This window comes from Pseudomonas sp. NBRC 111139, assembly GCF_001753955.1.
Lineage (GTDB): Bacteria > Pseudomonadota > Gammaproteobacteria > Pseudomonadales > Pseudomonadaceae > Aquipseudomonas > Aquipseudomonas alloputida.
The window spans coordinates 31,819-48,666 of record NZ_BCBP01000039.1; the positions used below are offsets into that span (position 1 = coordinate 31,819).

Here is a 16,848-nt window from a genome sequence, read left to right on the forward strand (position 1 = left end):
CAGCAGCAGCCGGGCGCCGAACCACAGGGTTCGGCGCTGCTATCGTCGCCTCAACGTATTCCGGTCACCGCCACAGCCAGGCCAAGCCCGATCAATGCCAGACCAATGGCCCGGTCCACCAGCACTTGCCGTTCGATCATCGCCTTGCGCAATGCCGTGCTGGAAAAAAATACCGCCACCAGGCTGAACCATAGCCAATGGGCAACGGACATGAACGCACCGTAGGCGAAGTTCAGCGTCAGCGGGCTGCCAGGCTGTACCACCTGGGTGAAGGCACTGATGACAAACAACAGGGTCTTGGGGTTGAGGGCGTTGGTCAAAAAGCCGGTGCGCAGCGCTTGCAGTACGCTGGCAGCAGACTGGCCAACCCCGTCCAGGCTGATGCGTCGGGTGTTGGTCAATGACTTGTACCCGAGGTAGATCAGGTAGCCCGCACCCAGCACTTTCATGACGAGGAACAGCGCCGGGCTCTGGCTGATGATTACGGCAATGCCCAACACTGTGTACAACACATGCACCTGCACCCCCAGTGCGATACCTATGGCGGCCGCCAGCCCGGCCTTGCGGCCCTGCGCATAACTGCTGCGGGTGACCATGGCGAAATCGGCGCCAGGGCTGATGACGGCGAGCAGGGTAAACAGGGCGACGGCGATGAGTTCGGTCATGCTGATGGCTCTCGATAGGCGATGGAAATGCACAGACCGCCGATTATCGAGCGCTTACAGATGCGGAAAAATCGATTTATGCTGAGATGAATCTGATAGTTTTGCTCACAGATACGTACAACCTGCCTTGGCCTCTTCGCGGCTAAACCCGCTCCTACAGGGAACTATGTGGCCATGTAGCAGCGGGTTTACCCGCGAAGAGGCCGGCACAGCTGAGCAGGGAAATCATGAAACTGCCGCCACTCAACGCCTTCCGCTACTTCGACATTGCCGCCCAGACCGAGAGCTTCGTGCGCGCCGCCGAGCACTTGCACGTCACTCACGGCGCGGTCAGCCGCCAAATACGCCTGCTGGAAGAAAGCCTTGGCGTGGAACTGTTCGAACGGCGCAACAGGGCCATTTTCCTCACCCCTGCCGGGCGCGCCCTGCATGGCACCACCCAGGCGATCTTCGAGCAGCTGGAAGGCGCCGTGCAGCGTTTGCAGCACCAGGTCCGCGACAATGTGCTTGTGCTGTCCTGCGAACCGACCATCGCCATGCGCTGGCTGATCCCGCGCCTGCCGCGCTTCCATGCCACCCATCCCGACCTGCAGTTACACCTGGTGGCTGCCGGCGGGCCGCTGGACTTCGCCCGCAGTGGGGTCGACATGGCCATCCGCCGTGACGACTTCCACTGGAATAACCAGCTGTTCAACCAGAAGGTCTGCGATGAATGGATCGGCCCGGTGTGCCACCCCGCCGCCAGCGCCAGACTCGATGGCCAACGGCTGCTGCACAGCACCACACGCCCTGCTGCCTGGCCCACCTGGCTGCGCCTGAGCGGCCAACAGGCGCGGCACTGCGAACGCAGCGACTACGAGCATTTCTACCTGTCGATCCAGGCCGCCAACGCCGGCCTGGGCCTGGCCATGGCCTCAGCCCTGATGGTGTGCGACGAACTCGACAGCGGGCAGTTGCAGGCGCCGTACGGTTTTGTGCGCGATGGCTCGGCCTACCACCTGCTTAGCCCACAGCCTCTGGCCGACAGCAGCAAGTGCCAGCGCTTCGCAGAGTGGCTAATGGACGAATGCCGGGGTTGCCTGGCTCATTTGGGTTTGACGCAGAACGACGACCCCGCACTGCCATCGCCGCCCCAGGTGCGATAGCCGGCGGTATCCACATGAATGCGGCCTGATGGGTAGCGGCCCAGGCCCATGTTCCAGGCTTGGCCGTGCTGCTGCCAGAAACGGCACAGCGGATTGGGGTCGGCCCAGGCCGGCAGCAGTATATCGACGGCGAACGCGCGGGTATGCGCACTGTTGGCTGCCCCGCCCGCACAGGCGTTCAGGCGCGGCTCACGGTAAGCCGAAACCACCTCGAACTGGCGCAGGATGCCTTGATCGTCGAGTGCCCTGATCAACGCGAGGGTCGAGCGTACAGCCGCCCAATTGCCGGGGGGCGGTACAGCGAAAGGCGATGCGTGGCACAGTTTCCAGTCCGAAGCCGAGCGCAGCAACTGGTGAATTGGCACTACACCGTAAAGCCGGGCATCTACCAGCATTTCGCGGAAAGGGCGGGTTTGATGATCACCCGCCCACTGGGCGAACATCCACACGTCGCGCTCGTCAGCGTGGGCAACGCTCGCTAAACACAGGCCCGCTGCCAAAAGCAGTTTTCTCATTCTTTATCCGTCCCTGCTGAGAACAAAGCCTGCACTCCCACCGGAACTCATACTAGTTCAACGTGCAACCGTTACTGCAGCGTCAGCGGGTGGCCGAAGCAGAGGGGTGCCTGCGTGACGGGGTAAGCCGCTGGAAAGTCAGTCTTCGAACAGGGTACAGGCCATCACCAGGGCGTCTTCACGGCCGCCGGCGATCGGATAATAGTCGCGGCGGCGGCCAATTTCGTTGAACCCGTAACGTTCGTATAAACGATAGGCCGACTGGTTGCTGGCGCGTACTTCCAGGAAGCATTCGCGGCCATTGAGCTGATAGGCCCGGGCCATCAGGTGTTCGAGCAGGCGCAGGCCCAGGCCGCAGCCTTGGTTTTCCGGTTTTACGGTGATGTTGAGCAGGTGCGCTTCATCGATGATCACATTGATCACACCATGGCCCACTTGCTGCTGGCCATCGAACATCAGCCAGACTTCGTACGACTTGAGCGCATCCTGAAAGATTCCACGGGTCCAGGGATGACTGAATGCGGCATATTCGATCTTAAGTACGGCATCCAGATCCGCCTCGGTCATCGGGCGGAAGCTGATCGAGTCACTCATTCAACGCTCTTCCAGCGCGCCATCAGCTGGCGCATGGCTTTCCAGACGTCCGCCTTGCGCTGCGGCTCGTCCATCAACAGTTCAAGGCCCGGCAATGCCCAGGCGTCGCCCAGGCTGTCGAGCGTCAGGGTTTGGTAATAGGCGTCGGCGTCGACATTGGCGGCAAAACGCAGTGCCGGCAGGCCGACCAGCCACAGACAGGTACACGGGGCGTCTTCCAGGCGCGCCTGAACGAAGCCCTGGACGAAATCGCGCGCAGCCTCTGGCCCCTGGTCCATGTTGCCGCGCACCAACAGTGGCCAGCGTACCGGCTCGCCGATGATCTGCGGGGCGTCGGGCAGGCCGGCGGCGCGCAGCATGTCCTTGAGCAGCAGATAGGACGGATCGCGACTCTGGAAGGGCTGACCGGTGGCCAGTTCAACCAGCAGCAGGCAACTGCCGGCGCGCAACAACTGCAGCGAGAAGCGCGGTGGCGGCACCGGTGCCGGGCGCGGAGCAGCGGGCTGCTCTTGTGCCTCGGCAGGCTTGACGGCGGGTTTTGCCACACTGCCCGGGCGTGGGATCTCGATTTTCGGCCGCTCGCCGGAGCGGGCCTGGGGGGTGACAGGCGCTTCGTTGGTTACCGATGCCGGCCTGACCTCGAAATCGATGTCCTCGACTGGCACAACCGGCAGCAGCAGCTCGGGCCGCGACGGTGCGGCGAACGGCAGCTCGGCGCGCGGCAGCCAGTGCACCACTTGCATGGCGGAAAGGTAGGCGCGGCGACGGGGTTCGGTCAGCAAGGGGCGGATATCCGAGGGGGTGAAGGCAATTGGGCATTCTAACGTGTACGCCGTGGTTTTTGCAGCGCCTATCAGACCGAGCGCCGCGCGGGCGGCGCTCGATCTCACGAGTGCCACTAGAACAACGACATACACCCACAAACCTAAAGGTTATCTCTCATTACAGACCAAGGGGTAAAAACCACCCCCGCGAATGCAGTACAATCGCCCCCTTTTTCTTGGCAACGAGTCGAAGCCAATGATCGAACCCAAGCGCGTCCTGCGCGCCCTAGCCGAACACTGGGCCCTGATCGAGCCGCTGTGCGAGCGTTTCGACCAGGGCACCCTGAGCCTGGTCGAACTGCGCCAGCATGTGGCCCGCCAGCAGCTCGAAAGCACCCCGCAGGACATCACCCAGCTACTCGACGTGTGGATCCGCCTGGATATCCTGGTCCCGGTGGCCAAGAGCCCGAACCGTTTCGAGCTCAACGCGCAGATCCACGACTTCCTCGCCTACCTGCGCCGCGAACACCGGCTGGGCCTGTGCCTGGAGATCGAAGCCTACTTGCGCCACCTGGAGCGCCTGGCCGGGCACATCCAGGATGCCTTCGACAACCGCGACAGCGACGACCTGGCACGCCAGTTGCGCCTGCTCGACATGCGTGTGCGCGATGTGCTGAAAAAGCTCGACAACGACGAGCAGGCACTGGTGGCCGTGGCCGAACGGGCCAAGACCAGCAACCGCCAGATTCCGCTGCGCCAGCGTTATGCCGAAGTGCTGGCCACCTGGGACGAATACGTCGAGCCGATGATCCAGCTGGTCAACGCCGACGGCGCCTTCGAACAGGGTGTACGCAAGGTCGAGACCGTGCTGCTGAAACTGCTGGGCGAACAGGCGCGCCTGGGCCACCTGGTCGACGACGACATGCTGCTGCGCACCCACGCGCGCATTCTGGAAATGCAGACCAGCGCCCAGTTGACCCTGCGCCACGCCCGCGAACTGCTGCTGCCGCTGCGCGAAGAAGCCCGCCGCCACAACGCCGTGACCCGCGGCGCTGCACTGGCCCTGTCGGTGATCCGGCGCAAGGGCATCGATGCCGTGCCGCAGGCGGCCATGCCGATGTTCACCCGCCCGCAAAGCACCTTCCTTGGCAGTGCCAGCCAGGTCGAGGCCTACGTTTACGCACTGGCCCGCTTCGAGCCCAAACCGGCGCGCTTCCCCAAAGCCCACAAGACCCAGTCCGGCGCCCTGCCCCGTGCCCCGCGCACGGTCAAGGAAATGGCCGAACGCTGCGAACAGGCCCTGCCACTGCCCGACTTGATGGTCTGGCTGCTGGAGCAGGAGCCCGAAGGCGCCACCGACGAGCTGCTGTACTGGTTCTCGCGCCTGTCGCGGGAAAAGCGCTTCAAGCGCGAACGCCTCGACCGCCGCGAATACACCACTCAGGAACATTTGGTCAGCCTGCATTCGTTCGCCCTGACCTCCAGCCGCGAAGACGCCCCTAGCGCGCCTACCGAACCCAACGCGAGCCCAGCCCATGCATCTTGATCTTTCCGAACTGTCCCAGCTCGCGCCGATCTTCCGCGAGCTGTTCAAAGGCTTCCACGTCAGCCGGCGCGACCCTGAGCTGTACGCCCAGCTGTCGAACTTCCAGGACCAGTACCGCACCCTGTTCAAGGCCCTGGGCTTCGAGCTGGTGTGCGATACCCGTGGCTTCTATTACTTCGTGCCCGACATGACCGCCGCGCAGGTCAACAAGACCGCGCAGCGCCTGTCGCTGTTCACCTTCATCCTGGTCGAGCACCTTGCTGACCAGGGCCGCGACCCGATGGCCGTGCTCGATGGCGGCAGCATCGGTCGCGACGAACTGCCCTCGCTGCTGGACAAGTACCGCGACCTGTTCCTGCAGGCCGAAGTGCAGACCGTGGACGAGCTGGAAGAAAAAATCCTGCGCCGCATGACCCAACTCGGCTTCGCCCATGAGGAAGGCGGCATCTACCGCTTCCTGCCGCCCATGCATCGCTTCCTCGATGTGTGCCTTTCGGTGCAGCAGGACCGCGACCTGGCCGCCACCCTGCACAGCGCCCTGCCGCTGCCGACCCCGGTACTGGTCGAGGAAGAAAGCGCCGAAGAACTCAACCGTACCGACGACCCGCTCGACCTCACGCCTTTCCAGGGCGAGGAAAGCGAAGAGGACGCCTTGGCCCGGGCCATCCGCGAAGAGCAACAGGAGATTGACGCATGAGCCAGGAACGCTACGGCATCCGCCGCTTCGCATTGCTCAACACCGCCGGCTACAGCCTTGGCCTGTTCCCGCTGGAGCACCCGCTGTCGGTATACGGCGCCAACAACCTGGGTAAATCGGCTTCGATCAATGCCCTGCAGTTCCCGATCCTGGCACGTATGTCGGACATGAGTTTCGGCAAGTACAGCCTTGAGCAATCGCGCCGCTTCTACTTCGCCAGCGACACGTCGTACATTCTTTGCGAACTGAGCCTGCCCCACGGCACGCACGTGATTGGTGTGGTCGGGCGCGGCCCGGGTGGCGGTTTCGGCCACCAGTTCTTCGCCTACAAGGGCGAACTGGACCTGGCCCACTACCAGAAGAACGACACCTGCCTGCGTCAGAAAGAGCTGTTCACCAACCTTGAACGCCTGGGGATCAAGGCTTACGAACTGAAGCCGGACGAACTGCGCCGGCTGCTGGTGGGCGGACACACTTCGGTGCCGCTGGACCTGACCATGATCCCGCTGCGCTCCACCAGCGAGCAAAGCCTGAAAACCTTCCGCGCGCTGTTCATCAACCTGCTGCACATGCGTGAGATCACCGCCGCCAAGCTCAAGCAGCTGTTCCTCGACGCCTTCGAGCACAGCCTGCGCTCGGGCAGCGTCGACTACATCGCTGCGTGCGAGGAAGCCTTCCGCGACGTACGCCGCATGGAGCAGGACTACAACGCCCTGGTGGCTGCCGGCCCGTTGGTCGAGGCCCTGGCCGGTGGCGTGGCCCAGCGCGACATCCTGCGTGGCAAGCTGCACCGCATTTCGCCTGTGCTCGACACCCTGCTGGGCACCTGGCAGGAATACGCCATGGCGCGCAAGGAAGAGCTGGTCATCCAGTCCGAGCACTACCGTGGCGAGCAGGACCGCCTGCAGAACGACCAGCGCGGCGGCACCCAGGAGCTGATGCGCCTGGAGCGTGAAATTACCGGTATCCAGCGCTGGCTAGGCGAGCTGTCGGTGCTCAAGCACCGCTTTGCGCTGGTCGATGACGTCAAGGTACTGGAGCAGCAACTGCTGGCAGCCAAAGATGCCCACGACGAGCTGGCCGGCGCGCTGGCCCAGTCACGGCAGTTCAGTGCCGAAGACCTCGACGAGCGCGTACGCGACCTGGAAAAACGCCTGAAGCAGGTCAAGCAGCAGCTGGATCACGCTGACAACAACAGCTATGCCCGCCTGCGCGAGGAGTTCTCGCAGCAGGACGTCGACCGCCTGATGCGCCTGTTCAACGGTGCGCTGTTCAGCCTGCCGCTGGGCGACCGCGGCATCGAGCTGGACGACAGCGACCTGTGGGTAAAATCGCTGGAAGCGGTGCTGGACGGCTTCAAGGGCGAGCGCTTCGAGGCCCCAGGCCTGGCCATCGACCTGACCCACATCGACCCACCGGCCCTGCAGGCCCTGGCCGACCGCGCCGCCCTGCGCGACCAGAAAGAGCGCCTGGAAAAAGAACTCAAGCAGCTCAAGACCCAGCAGGCCGTGGCCGCCGACCGCTCCGCGTCCAAAGCGCAGACCGAAACCCTGTACCAGGAAGTGCTGGACGCGCAGAAGGCGCTGGAAGACTTCCGCCGTAGCCAAACCCTCACCGCCGAAGAGCCCGAGAAGCTGGAACAGCTCTCGCAGCTGGAAGCGGCCCAGGACGAACTCAAGCGCTCCAGCGACGCCTTCACCGAGCGCGTCCAGCAGCTGTCAGCCAAGTTGCAACTGGTCGGCCGTCAGCTCGGCGACCTCGAGTCCAAGCAACGCACCCTGGAAGACGCCCTGCGCCGTCGCCAGCTGCTGCCGGCCGACCTGCCCTACGGCACGCCATACATGGAAGCCATCGACGACTCGATGGACAACCTGCTGCCGCTGCTCAATGACTACCAGGACAGCTGGCAAGGCCTGCAGCGAGTGGACAACCAGATCGAGGCGCTGTACGCCCAGGTGCGCCTCAAAGGCGTGGCCAAGTTCGACAGCGAAGACGACATGGAACGCCGCCTGCAACTGCTGGTGAACGCCTACGCGCACCGTACCGACGAAGCCCTGACCTTGGCCAAGGCACGCCGCGCTGCGGTCACCGACATCGCCCGAACCCTGCGCAACATCCGCAGCGACTACGACAGCCTTGAGCACCAGCTGGCCCTGTTCAACCGCGAGATCAACAAGCGCCAGGTGTCCAACCTGGAAAGCTTCCGCGTGGTACTGGCGCCGAACAAGGAAGCGCTCAAGCACATCGACCAGATTATCCACAGTGCCGGCCAGTACGAAGAAGGCGAAACCCTGTCGGTCTTCGACCTGACCCAAAGCGCAGACCAGGACAACAAGAACGAAGAGGCCAAGGAGTACCTGGCACGGCTGGTGGCGGCCAACCACAACCAGCTGGGCCTGAAGGACCTGTTCGAGCTGGCGTTCGAGATCACCAAGGTCAATGGCCAGCCGATCATCCACGCCGACATCGACGGTGCGGCGTCCAACGGCACCACCATGACCATCAAGGCGCTGACCAACATGTACCTGTTGCTGCACCTGATGGACCGTGACCTGGCTGGGCGCATTCGCCTGCCGTACTACCTGGACGAAGCGGCAGACATCGACGAACGCAACCAGGCGGCACTGCTGGAAACCAGCCAGCAACTGGGCTTCGTACCGATCCTGGCGAGTGTGAAACCACAGGTCTCGGCGCACGTTGCGATCGACCTGGAAGGTGGCAGCGGGCCGAACGGCATCTACATCGACGAGGCGGACTGGAAGTTCATCAGCCGGCTGGATGAAGTGAAGGCGGTTGTGCGTGAGGATCAGGCCGAGGAGCTGGCCTGAGATAGCCGGGGCCGCGTTGCGGCCCATTCGCGGGTGAACCCGCTCCTACGACGGCCTGTGTCCAACCACCGAGCGTATGTAGGCGCGGGCTATCAATGAGCCCAAGGCAGGATCGGAATGGCAGTCACCGCATTCTGCGGGCTGCCTTCGATCATGCGGTCGCTGTACACCAGGTACACCAGCGTGTTGCGCTTCTTGTCGAGAAAACGCACCACCTGCATGGTCTTGAACACCAGCGAGGTGCGCTCCTTGAACACTTCCTCGCCATCTTTGAGTTCACCCTTGAAGTTGATCGGCCCGACCTGACGACAGGCAATCGATGCCTCCGCCCGGTCCTCGGCCAGCCCCAAGCCCCCCTTCACTCCGCCCGTCTTGGCACGTGACAGGTAGCACGTCACGCCCTCAACCTTAGGGTCATCGAACGCCTCGACCACAATGCGATCGTTCGGCCCGAGGAACTTGAACACGGTGGACACCTGGCCGATCTCTTCGGCGCCAGCCAACATCGGCAGCACGCACGCTGCCACCGCGATTACGCTCTTCAGCAGGCTCATACCAGCACCAGGTTGTCGCGGTGTACAAGTTCCGGCTCGGCGCTATAGCCAAGGATCGACTCGATGGCTTCGGACGACTGACCAATGATCTTCTGCGCCTCCAGGGCGCTGTAGTTGGCCAGGCCGCGAGCCACTTCAACACCGTCCGGGCCGACGCACACCACCATCTCGCCACGACGGAAGCTGCCCTGCACTGTCTTCACGCCAACCGGCAGCAAGCTCTTGTTGGCCTGACGCAGCGCTTGCACGGCACCGGCATCCAGCACCAGGGTGCCACGGGTTTGCAGGTGACCGGCCAACCACTGCTTGCGCGCAGCGAGCATGCCGCGCTCAGGGGACAGCAAGGTGCCCAGGCGCTCGCCCGCCTTCAGACGGTCCAGCACGCGCTCGATGCGGCCACCGATAATGATGGTGTGGGCACCGGAACGGGCAGCCAGGCGCGCCGCACGCAGCTTGGTCTGCATGCCGCCACGGCCCAGGGCACCACCGGTACCACCGGCCACGGCATCCAGCGAGGGGTCGTCGGCACGGGCTTCGTAGATCAACTGCGCCTCGGGGTTGTTGCGCGGGTCGGCATCGAACATACCATCGCGGTCGGTGAGGATCACCAGCAGGTCGGCCTCGACCAGGTTGGCCACCAGCGCCGCCAGGGTGTCGTTGTCGCCAAAGCGGATCTCGTCGGTGACCACGGTGTCGTTTTCGTTGATCACCGGCACCACACCCAGATCGACCAAGGTGCGCAGGGTGCTGCGGGCATTCAGGTAACGCTTGCGGTCGGACAGGTCGTCATGGGTCAGCAGGATCTGCGCGGTGTGCTTCCCGTGCTCCCCGAAGCTCGACTCCCAGGCCTGCACCAGGCGCATCTGGCCGAGCGAGGCAGCCGCCTGCAGCTCGTTCATCGCACTCGGTCGCTTGGTCCAGCCCAGCTGGCTCATGCCGGCAGCCACGGCCCCGGAGGAGACCAGTACCAACTCCACGCCTGCCTCACGCAGCGCGACCATCTGCTCGACCCAAACGGCCATTGCACCGCGGTCGAGGCCCTTGCCATCGGCGGTCAGCAGAGCACTGCCAATCTTAACGACCCAGCGCTTGGCGCCCGTCACCTTGCTTCGCATCTTCTTCCAACCTATGTCGAATCTGTAGATACCGTGGATACAAAAACGCCGCTCCAGAGAGCGGCGTTTAGTGTACTGCAACCGATCAGTCGCGCACGTAAATGATTTCCGGACCGTCTTCGTCGTCCTCGAAATCATCGTCCCAACCGTCATCGTCGCCAATGTCGTGCACGCTCTTGACGCCGGTACGGCGCAAGGTACGGGCGTCGTCCAGGGCCTGCAACTGGGCACGGGCTTCGTCTTCGATACGCTGATCGAGGTCGGCCAGCTCTTCGGCGTAGGCCGGGTCGTTGGCCAGGCGGTCGGCGCGGTCTTCAAGGTAGCGCATCAGGTCGTGGCTGAGCTTGTCGGTGCCCTGCTTGGAAATAGCCGAGATCACGTAGACCGGGCCTTCCCACTCCAGACGATCGATCACTTCCTGCACACGCTCGTCGCGCTCGTCGTCCATGACCATATCGGCCTTGTTCAGCACCAGCCAGCGCTCACGCTCGGCCAGCGACGGGCTGAAGCGGGTCAGCTCGTTGACGATGACTTCGGCGGCATCGGCCGGGCTGCTTTCGTCCAGTGGCGCGATGTCCACCAGGTGCAGCAGCACGCGCGTACGCGCCAGGTGCTTGAGGAAGCGGATACCCAGACCGGCACCTTCAGAGGCGCCTTCGATCAGGCCGGGGATGTCAGCGATGACGAAGCTCTTCCAGCGGTCGACGCTGACCACGCCCAGGTTTGGCACCAGGGTAGTGAACGGGTAGTCGGCGACTTTCGGCTTGGCGGCCGAGACCGAACGGATGAAGGTACTCTTGCCAGCGTTCGGCAAGCCCAGCAGGCCGACGTCGGCCAACACCTTCATTTCCATCTTCAGGTCACGCTGCTCACCCGGTTTGCCTGGGGTGGTCTGGCGCGGTGCACGGTTGGTGCTCGACTTGAAACGGGTGTTGCCCAGCCCGTGCCAGCCACCTTGCGCGACCATCAGCTTCTGGCCGGGGGTAACCAGGTCACCGATCACTTCCTGTGTGGAAGCATCGATCACGGTGGTGCCGACCGGCACGCGCAGGAACAGGTCTTCACCCTTCTTGCCGGTGCAGTCGGTGCTACCGCCGTTGGAGCCACGCTGGGCTTCATGGTGACGGGTGTAGCGGTAGTCGACCAGGGTGTTCAGGTTTTCGTCGGCAATCATGTACACCGAGCCACCGTCACCGCCGTCACCGCCGTTAGGGCCGCCGTTCTCGATGAACTTCTCGCGACGGAAGCTCATGCAACCGTTGCCACCGTCACCGGCCTTGACCCGAATGGATACTTCGTCAACAAACTTCATTAAAACCGCCTCTCGTCGGTAGACGAGCTGAATGACTCAAAAACATGAGGCTCTTGCAAAAATGAGCGCGGCGGCCCCGTACGACCGTAGAAACCAACGCCGGCAACCCAGACAAACAGCTTTGCAAGAGGCTCACCACAAACGAAAAAGCCCCGTCGCATGACGGGGCTTCTGGAGCGACGTCGCGATTAAGCGGCGACGATGCTCACGTAACGGCGCATGAACTCGCCTTTCTTCTCGAACTTGATCACGCCTTCGATCTTGGCGAACAAGGTGTGGTCCTTGCCCATGCCAACGCCGTAGCCAGCGTGGAATTCGGTACCGCGCTGACGGACGATGATGTTGCCTGGCTTGATAACCTGGCCGCCATACATCTTCACGCCAAGGCGTTTAGATTCTGAGTCGCGACCGTTACGAGTACTACCACCAGCCTTCTTGTGAGCCATGGTTCAATTCTCCAAATAAATTCAGGGGATCTAGGGGATTAAGCCTGGATGCCGGTGATTTTGATCTCGGTGAACCACTGGCGGTGGCCCATACGCTTCATGTGGTGCTTACGACGACGGAACTTGATGATGCGAACCTTGTCGTGGCGGCCTTGCGAAACGACTTCGGCCACTACTTTAGCGCCAGCAACAACTGGAGCACCGATGGTGACTTCTTCACCGTTGGCGACCAGCAGAACGCGATCGAAGGTCACGGATTCGCCAGTGGCGACTTCCAGTTTTTCGATCTTGAGGAATTCACCTTCAGCGACTTTGTACTGCTTGCCGCCGGTAACGATTACTGCGTAAGACATGGTATTTCTCCGATAATCCTGCTCACCCAGCGCTTTATATGATGAGTATTGGCTGGCATGGCTGCACAGGGCTGGAACGGCCCGGCGCAATTGCGTAAGGCAGGTGCTGCCCAGGAAGTTAGGGTGCGCGATTGTACGCAACCGCGGTTTTGCTTGCAAGTGCCGCCCCCGGCCTGCGGGCACCGCGCCTTGACACACCGGGACCTGCGACCTAGCATGCCGCGCAACCTCACTGGAGCAGCCGATGCAACCCCAAACCTTCTACCGCGCGGTGGCTGATGATTTCAGCGCCGTCGACGAGATCATCAAGAAGCAGCTGACCTCGCGCGTGCCGCTGGTATCGAAGATCGGCGACTATATCACGTCAGCCGGTGGCAAGCGCCTGCGTCCCCTGCTGGTACTGCTGTGTGGCAAGGCCCTGGGCCGCGAAGGCGACGACCTGCGCCTGCTGGCCGCCACCATCGAGTTCCTGCACACCGCCACCCTGCTGCACGACGACGTGGTCGACATGTCCGGCATGCGCCGTGGCCGCTCTACTGCCAATGCCCTGTGGGGCAACGCGCCGAGCGTGCTGGTGGGCGACTTCCTTTATTCGCGCTCATTCGAAATGATGGTCGAACTGGGCTCGATGCCGGTCATGCAGATTCTGTCCAAGGCCACCCGGGTGATTGCCGAAGGTGAAGTGCTGCAACTGTCGCGCGTACGCGACGCCAGCACCACCGAGGAAGTCTACATGGAGGTCATTCGCGGCAAGACGGCGATGCTGTTCGAAGCGTCTACCCACAGTGCTGCGGCACTGGCCCAGGCCACCGACGAGCAGCGCGAAGCCCTGCGTACCTTTGGTGACCATCTGGGCGTGGCCTTCCAACTGGTCGACGACCTGCTGGACTACAAGGGTGACTCGCAGACCCTGGGCAAGAACGTCGGTGACGACCTGGCCGAGGGCAAACCTACCCTGCCACTGATCTACACCATGCGCGAAGGCACTGCCGAGCAGGCGGCGCTGGTACGCCAGGCGATCCAGAAGGGTGGCCTGGAAGATCTGGAACAGATTCGCGTCGCGGTCGAAGAGTCGGGCGCGCTGCAGTACACCGCCGAGCTGGCGCGCGATTACGTGAAGCGTGCCATCGCCTGCCTCGAAGTGCTGCCTGCCAGTGAATACCGGGATGCGCTGGTTGAACTGAGCGAGTTTGCGGTCGCGCGAACGCACTGACAGACCGAGTCGCCTTCATTCGCGGGCAAGCCCGCTCCTACACCATTTGTGGGAGCCGGCTTGCCCGCGATGCTTTTTGTCCGGACATAATCACTTCCGGGAAATTACCTTTTACAATGTAGGCTTTTAACCGCCCGTCTGTTTGTTTGAGGAACCGAAGTGAGCACTCTGCCACCCTGCCCAAAATGCAACTCCGAATACACCTATGAGGATGGCACTCAGCTGATCTGCCCTGAATGCGCCCACGAGTGGTCGGCCGGCGGCGATGCCGAGGCGGCCAGTGACGAGGTGGTGAAAAAGGATTCGGTCGGCAACATCCTGCAAGACGGTGACACCGTCACCGTGATCAAGGACCTCAAGGTCAAGGGTTCGTCCCTGGTGGTCAAGGTTGGCACCAAGGTCAAGAACATCCGCCTGTGCGACGGCGACCACGACATCGACTGCAAAATCGACGGCATCGGTGCCATGAAACTGAAGTCCGAGTTCGTCCGCAAAGTCTGATTACACAAAAATCCGGCAATTGGCGCTTGCCATTTACGTAATAAGAATTATTCTCATTGGAACTGCTGTCCAAGGAGAATAGCCATGACTTATCTGATCGACGCCTGGCTGGAACGCCCTCACCCCTACCTGCGCATTCTTCATCGGGAAACCGGCGAAGTGTGCGCGGTGCTTGAAGAAGAAGCCCTCGACGAACTGCGTGACCAGGGTGACCTGGACATGAGCGGGCTGAATTCGAGTGAGCCGGGGGTGCTCAAGGAACTGGTACGGAATCTGTTTCTGTTCTGCTATGCGCGGGCATTGCGCCCTGAGGGGACAGACTGGAATTGAGGCCGGCAGGGCCGGCCTCTAGGGCATTACAGAACGTCGAGCAGCTCGACGTCGAACACCAGTACGCTGTGCGGCGGGATGCTGCCAACGCCTTGGGCGCCGTAAGCCAGCTCGCTTGGCACGTACAGGCGCCATTTGCTGCCAGCGTTCATCAGCTGCAGGGCTTCGGTCCAGCCAGCGATCACGCCGCCGACCGGGAATTCAGCCGGCTGGCCACGCTCGTAGGAGCTGTCGAACACGGTGCCGTCGATCAGGGTGCCGTGGTAGTGCGTACGCACGTTGTCTTCGCGGGTCGGCTTGGCGCCTTCGCCAGCGGTCAGCACTTCGAACTGCAGGCCCGAAGCCAGCGTGGTGATGCCTTCACGCTTGGCGTTCTCGACCAGGAACTCCTTGCCAGCAGCAGCGGCGGCTTCGGCCTTGGCTGCAGCTTCGGCTTGCATCACCTCACGGATGACCTTGAAGCTGGCCGACAGGTCGGCTTCGCTGACGCGGCTGTCGGCACCGTTGAAGGCGTCGGTCAGGCCGGCCAGGATGGCTTCCAGGCTAACGCCTGGTGGCGGGTTGTCGCGCAGCTGGCCGCCCAGCTGACGGCCGATACCGTAGCTGACGCGCGTTTCGTCGGTAGACAGGTTGAGTTCGGACATTGTCGTGCTCCACTGCAGGGCGCAATGCAGCCGCGCCCTTGATAAAAAGGGCGAGCAGCCTAGCACACTGGGGCGCTGCGAGCAGCTACCAGGCCGAACGCTGGGAAATCGGCACCTTCAGGTCTTCTTCCGGGTGCGTACCCATGCCGCACATTTCGTCCTGCACCGACCAGTGCACCAGGTTCATCGAGAGCAAGGGAATGGTTTGCAGCAACTTGCGCGCATCTTCCACCGAGTGCACGCGCAAGCGTTCACCGCGGGTATCGGACAGGGGGTGAGGATGGCCTTTGACCCGAGCCTCGAGCAGGTAGTCACCGCCTTCGATGGCGATCAGGTTCAGTTCGTCGACATGGCCAGCCCTGGCCTCGGTATTGAGCTGATGCAGGTTCATGAGAGCACCTCGCGATAGGAACCACGCATGAGAGCTCATTTTTTGTACAGACCGGCTAAAAGCACAAGCCAGAAACGACACCGCCCGTCCGTTTGGCAACGGCCGAGCGGTGTAAGCAGCAAGCGGACTCAGTGCTTGGTCAGCTTGTCCAGGTAGCCCATGCAGAACGCCGAGACCACGAAGGTCATGTGGATGATCACGTACCACATCAGGTAATCGGTGGAGATGTTCTGCGCATCCATGAACACCCGCAGCAGGTGAATGGACGAAATCGCCACGATCGACGCGGCAACCTTCATCTTCAGCGACGAGGAGTCCATCTTGCCCAGCCAGTTGAGCTTTTCCTTGCTTTCATCGATGTCCAGCTGCGAGACGAAGTTTTCGTAACCGGAAATCATCACCATCACCAGCAGGCCACCGACCAGCGACATGTCGATCAGCGACAGGATCACCAGGATCAGGTCGGCTTCGCTGAGGGCAAAGACGTTGGGCAGGACGTGGACCACTTCCTGGAAGAATTTCAGCGCCAGGGCCAGCAGGCCGAGGGACAGGCCGAAGTAGATCGGGGCGAGCAGCCAGCGCGAGGCGTACATCGCATTTTCGAGGATACGTTCCATGGAGGGTTTTGAGACTCGTCAGGTGACTGAAAAACGACGGCGAGTATAGCCAGCCACCTGTTACAGCAAAAGCCCGGGGACTGCTCCGCAGCCTGATCGCGACACAAGGCCACACTCCCACAGCAAGGCGATGCTGTACCTGTGGGAGCGGCCTTGTGTCGCGATGGGCCGCAAAGCGGCCCCGGCATTTTTCAGGTCTCAGGATGAAACTGGTAATCCCCCAGGTTGCGACACCGCTCACCATTGATCCGTCGCAACTGCGCCTGCAAATGCAAACACCAGATCTGCGGGTCCTCGGCCACCTGGTACCCATGCAGGGTCAGGCTGTCGACAATGGCATTGAGCACCGACTCGGCCACCAGTGGCCCATGAAACGGGCCCTGCGCCTTGATCGCGGAGGGTTGTTCACCGGCCATGCCGGCGGCGAACAGCAACGTCCACATGCCGTTGTCACCGGCCAGCGGGCGGATGCTGCATTCGATACGGGTCACCAGGCCCAGGCACTGGCGTGTGAGGCTGAGGTTGCGCATGGCCGCGTCCCCTCCAATGAGCCTTGTTCAGCCCGAAACCCTCAGGCTGTTTCCATCCTGAACGCTGTACCGTCCTTAAGTTCCAGCA

Annotated in this window: 20 protein-coding genes; 7 read left to right on the forward strand and 13 right to left on the reverse strand. The window is 62.4% G+C overall.

Annotation, left to right across the window (positions count from 1 at the left end; all coding sequences use genetic code 11):
- Positions 1–50: 50 nt before the first annotated feature.
- Positions 51–665 (reverse strand): LysE family translocator, encoded by a 615-nt coding sequence (locus tag BJQ17_RS15910; protein ID WP_004575706.1) that lies wholly within the window; start codon positions 663–665, stop codon positions 51–53.
- A gap of 227 nt (positions 666–892) precedes the next feature.
- On the opposite strand from BJQ17_RS15910, the gene BJQ17_RS15915 reads away from it, so the two are divergent.
- Positions 893–1,810 (forward strand): LysR substrate-binding domain-containing protein, encoded by a 918-nt coding sequence (locus BJQ17_RS15915; RefSeq protein WP_019750428.1) that lies wholly within the window; start codon positions 893–895, stop codon positions 1,808–1,810.
- On the opposite strand, the gene BJQ17_RS15920 is transcribed toward BJQ17_RS15915, so the two are convergent.
- The 3 genes from BJQ17_RS15920 to BJQ17_RS15930 form a co-directional block, all read right to left on the reverse strand.
- A complete protein-coding gene (locus tag BJQ17_RS15920) occupies positions 1,750–2,325 on the reverse strand; it encodes a D-Ala-D-Ala carboxypeptidase family metallohydrolase (RefSeq protein WP_033725220.1) in 576 nt (191 codons plus the stop codon). The genes BJQ17_RS15915 and BJQ17_RS15920 overlap by 61 nt on opposite strands.
- A 138-nt stretch (positions 2,326–2,463) precedes the next feature.
- Complete coding sequence (rimI, locus tag BJQ17_RS15925; protein WP_004575708.1) at positions 2,464–2,919, reverse strand: ribosomal protein S18-alanine N-acetyltransferase; 456 nt, start codon at positions 2,917–2,919, stop codon at positions 2,464–2,466.
- Positions 2,916–3,701 carry a hypothetical protein gene (locus tag BJQ17_RS15930; protein ID WP_003247448.1) on the reverse strand — a complete coding sequence of 262 codons (786 nt, stop codon included), beginning with the start codon at positions 3,699–3,701 and terminating at the stop codon, positions 2,916–2,918. The genes rimI and BJQ17_RS15930 overlap by 4 nt, the downstream gene beginning before the upstream one ends.
- 238 nt (positions 3,702–3,939) lie before the next feature.
- Between BJQ17_RS15930 and mksB the strand changes: the two genes are divergently transcribed.
- Genes mksB through mksF form a run of 3 tightly spaced genes read left to right on the forward strand, consistent with a single transcriptional unit; the run spans position 3,940 to position 8,754 of the window.
- Positions 3,940–5,229 (forward strand): Mks condensin complex protein MksB, encoded by a 1,290-nt coding sequence (gene mksB, locus BJQ17_RS15935; protein ID WP_003247449.1) that lies wholly within the window; start codon positions 3,940–3,942, stop codon positions 5,227–5,229.
- Positions 5,219–5,926: an Mks condensin complex protein MksE gene (gene mksE / locus BJQ17_RS15940; RefSeq protein WP_003247452.1), complete on the forward strand. Its 708-nt coding sequence runs from the start codon at positions 5,219–5,221 to the stop codon at positions 5,924–5,926. The genes mksB and mksE overlap by 11 nt, the downstream gene beginning before the upstream one ends.
- Entirely contained in the window at positions 5,923–8,754 is a 2,832-nt protein-coding gene (gene mksF, locus BJQ17_RS15945) for an Mks condensin complex protein MksF (RefSeq protein WP_003247454.1), read from the forward strand. Before mksE ends, mksF begins: the two co-directional genes overlap by 4 nt.
- A 92-nt stretch (positions 8,755–8,846) precedes the next feature.
- Here mksF and BJQ17_RS15950 read toward each other — a convergent pair whose 3' ends face one another.
- The 5 genes from BJQ17_RS15950 to rplU all read right to left on the reverse strand — a co-directional run bounded on the left by BJQ17_RS15950 (position 8,847) and on the right by rplU (position 12,534).
- Positions 8,847–9,308 carry a CreA family protein gene (locus BJQ17_RS15950; protein WP_003247456.1) on the reverse strand — a complete coding sequence of 154 codons (462 nt, stop codon included), beginning with the start codon at positions 9,306–9,308 and terminating at the stop codon, positions 8,847–8,849.
- Positions 9,305–10,423, reverse strand: coding sequence for a glutamate 5-kinase (proB, locus tag BJQ17_RS15955; protein ID WP_003247458.1), 1,119 nt, complete (start codon positions 10,421–10,423; stop codon positions 9,305–9,307). The genes BJQ17_RS15950 and proB overlap by 4 nt, the downstream gene beginning before the upstream one ends.
- Before the next feature lie 85 nt (positions 10,424–10,508).
- Entirely contained in the window at positions 10,509–11,735 is a 1,227-nt protein-coding gene (cgtA, locus tag BJQ17_RS15960; RefSeq protein ID WP_003247460.1) for an Obg family GTPase CgtA, read from the reverse strand.
- Positions 11,736–11,923: 188 nt separating this feature from the next.
- Positions 11,924–12,181, reverse strand: a complete 258-nt coding sequence (gene rpmA, locus BJQ17_RS15965) for a 50S ribosomal protein L27 (RefSeq protein WP_003247464.1) — start codon at positions 12,179–12,181, stop codon at positions 11,924–11,926.
- 38 nt (positions 12,182–12,219) lie between these two features.
- On the reverse strand, positions 12,220–12,534 hold the full coding sequence (gene rplU / locus BJQ17_RS15970; protein WP_003247466.1) for a 50S ribosomal protein L21: 315 nt from the start codon (positions 12,532–12,534) through the stop codon (positions 12,220–12,222).
- Positions 12,535–12,778: 244 nt separating this feature from the next.
- Between rplU and BJQ17_RS15975 the strand changes: the two genes are divergently transcribed.
- From BJQ17_RS15975 to BJQ17_RS15985, 3 genes are all read left to right on the forward strand, one after another.
- On the forward strand, positions 12,779–13,747 hold the full coding sequence (locus BJQ17_RS15975; RefSeq protein WP_003247469.1) for a polyprenyl synthetase family protein: 969 nt from the start codon (positions 12,779–12,781) through the stop codon (positions 13,745–13,747).
- A 159-nt stretch (positions 13,748–13,906) separates the two neighbouring features.
- Positions 13,907–14,248 carry a zinc ribbon domain-containing protein YjdM gene (locus tag BJQ17_RS15980; RefSeq protein ID WP_003247477.1) on the forward strand — a complete coding sequence of 114 codons (342 nt, stop codon included), beginning with the start codon at positions 13,907–13,909 and terminating at the stop codon, positions 14,246–14,248.
- Positions 14,249–14,332: 84 nt separating this feature from the next.
- Positions 14,333–14,578, forward strand: coding sequence for a hypothetical protein (locus BJQ17_RS15985; protein ID WP_003247479.1), 246 nt, complete (start codon positions 14,333–14,335; stop codon positions 14,576–14,578).
- A gap of 26 nt (positions 14,579–14,604) precedes the next feature.
- Here the strand turns inward: BJQ17_RS15985 and BJQ17_RS15990 are convergent, their stop codons facing one another.
- The 4 genes from BJQ17_RS15990 to BJQ17_RS16005 all read right to left on the reverse strand — a co-directional run bounded on the left by BJQ17_RS15990 (position 14,605) and on the right by BJQ17_RS16005 (position 16,760).
- Entirely contained in the window at positions 14,605–15,222 is a 618-nt protein-coding gene (locus BJQ17_RS15990; RefSeq protein WP_003247482.1) for an FKBP-type peptidyl-prolyl cis-trans isomerase, read from the reverse strand.
- 85 nt (positions 15,223–15,307) lie between these two features.
- Complete coding sequence (locus tag BJQ17_RS15995) at positions 15,308–15,613, reverse strand: DUF6482 family protein (protein WP_003247483.1); 306 nt, start codon at positions 15,611–15,613, stop codon at positions 15,308–15,310.
- A gap of 128 nt (positions 15,614–15,741) precedes the next feature.
- Entirely contained in the window at positions 15,742–16,230 is a 489-nt protein-coding gene (locus tag BJQ17_RS16000) for a TIGR00645 family protein (protein ID WP_003247486.1), read from the reverse strand.
- 191 nt (positions 16,231–16,421) lie between these two features.
- On the reverse strand, positions 16,422–16,760 hold the full coding sequence (locus BJQ17_RS16005) for a hypothetical protein (RefSeq protein WP_003247487.1): 339 nt from the start codon (positions 16,758–16,760) through the stop codon (positions 16,422–16,424).
- Positions 16,761–16,848 lie beyond the last annotated feature (88 nt).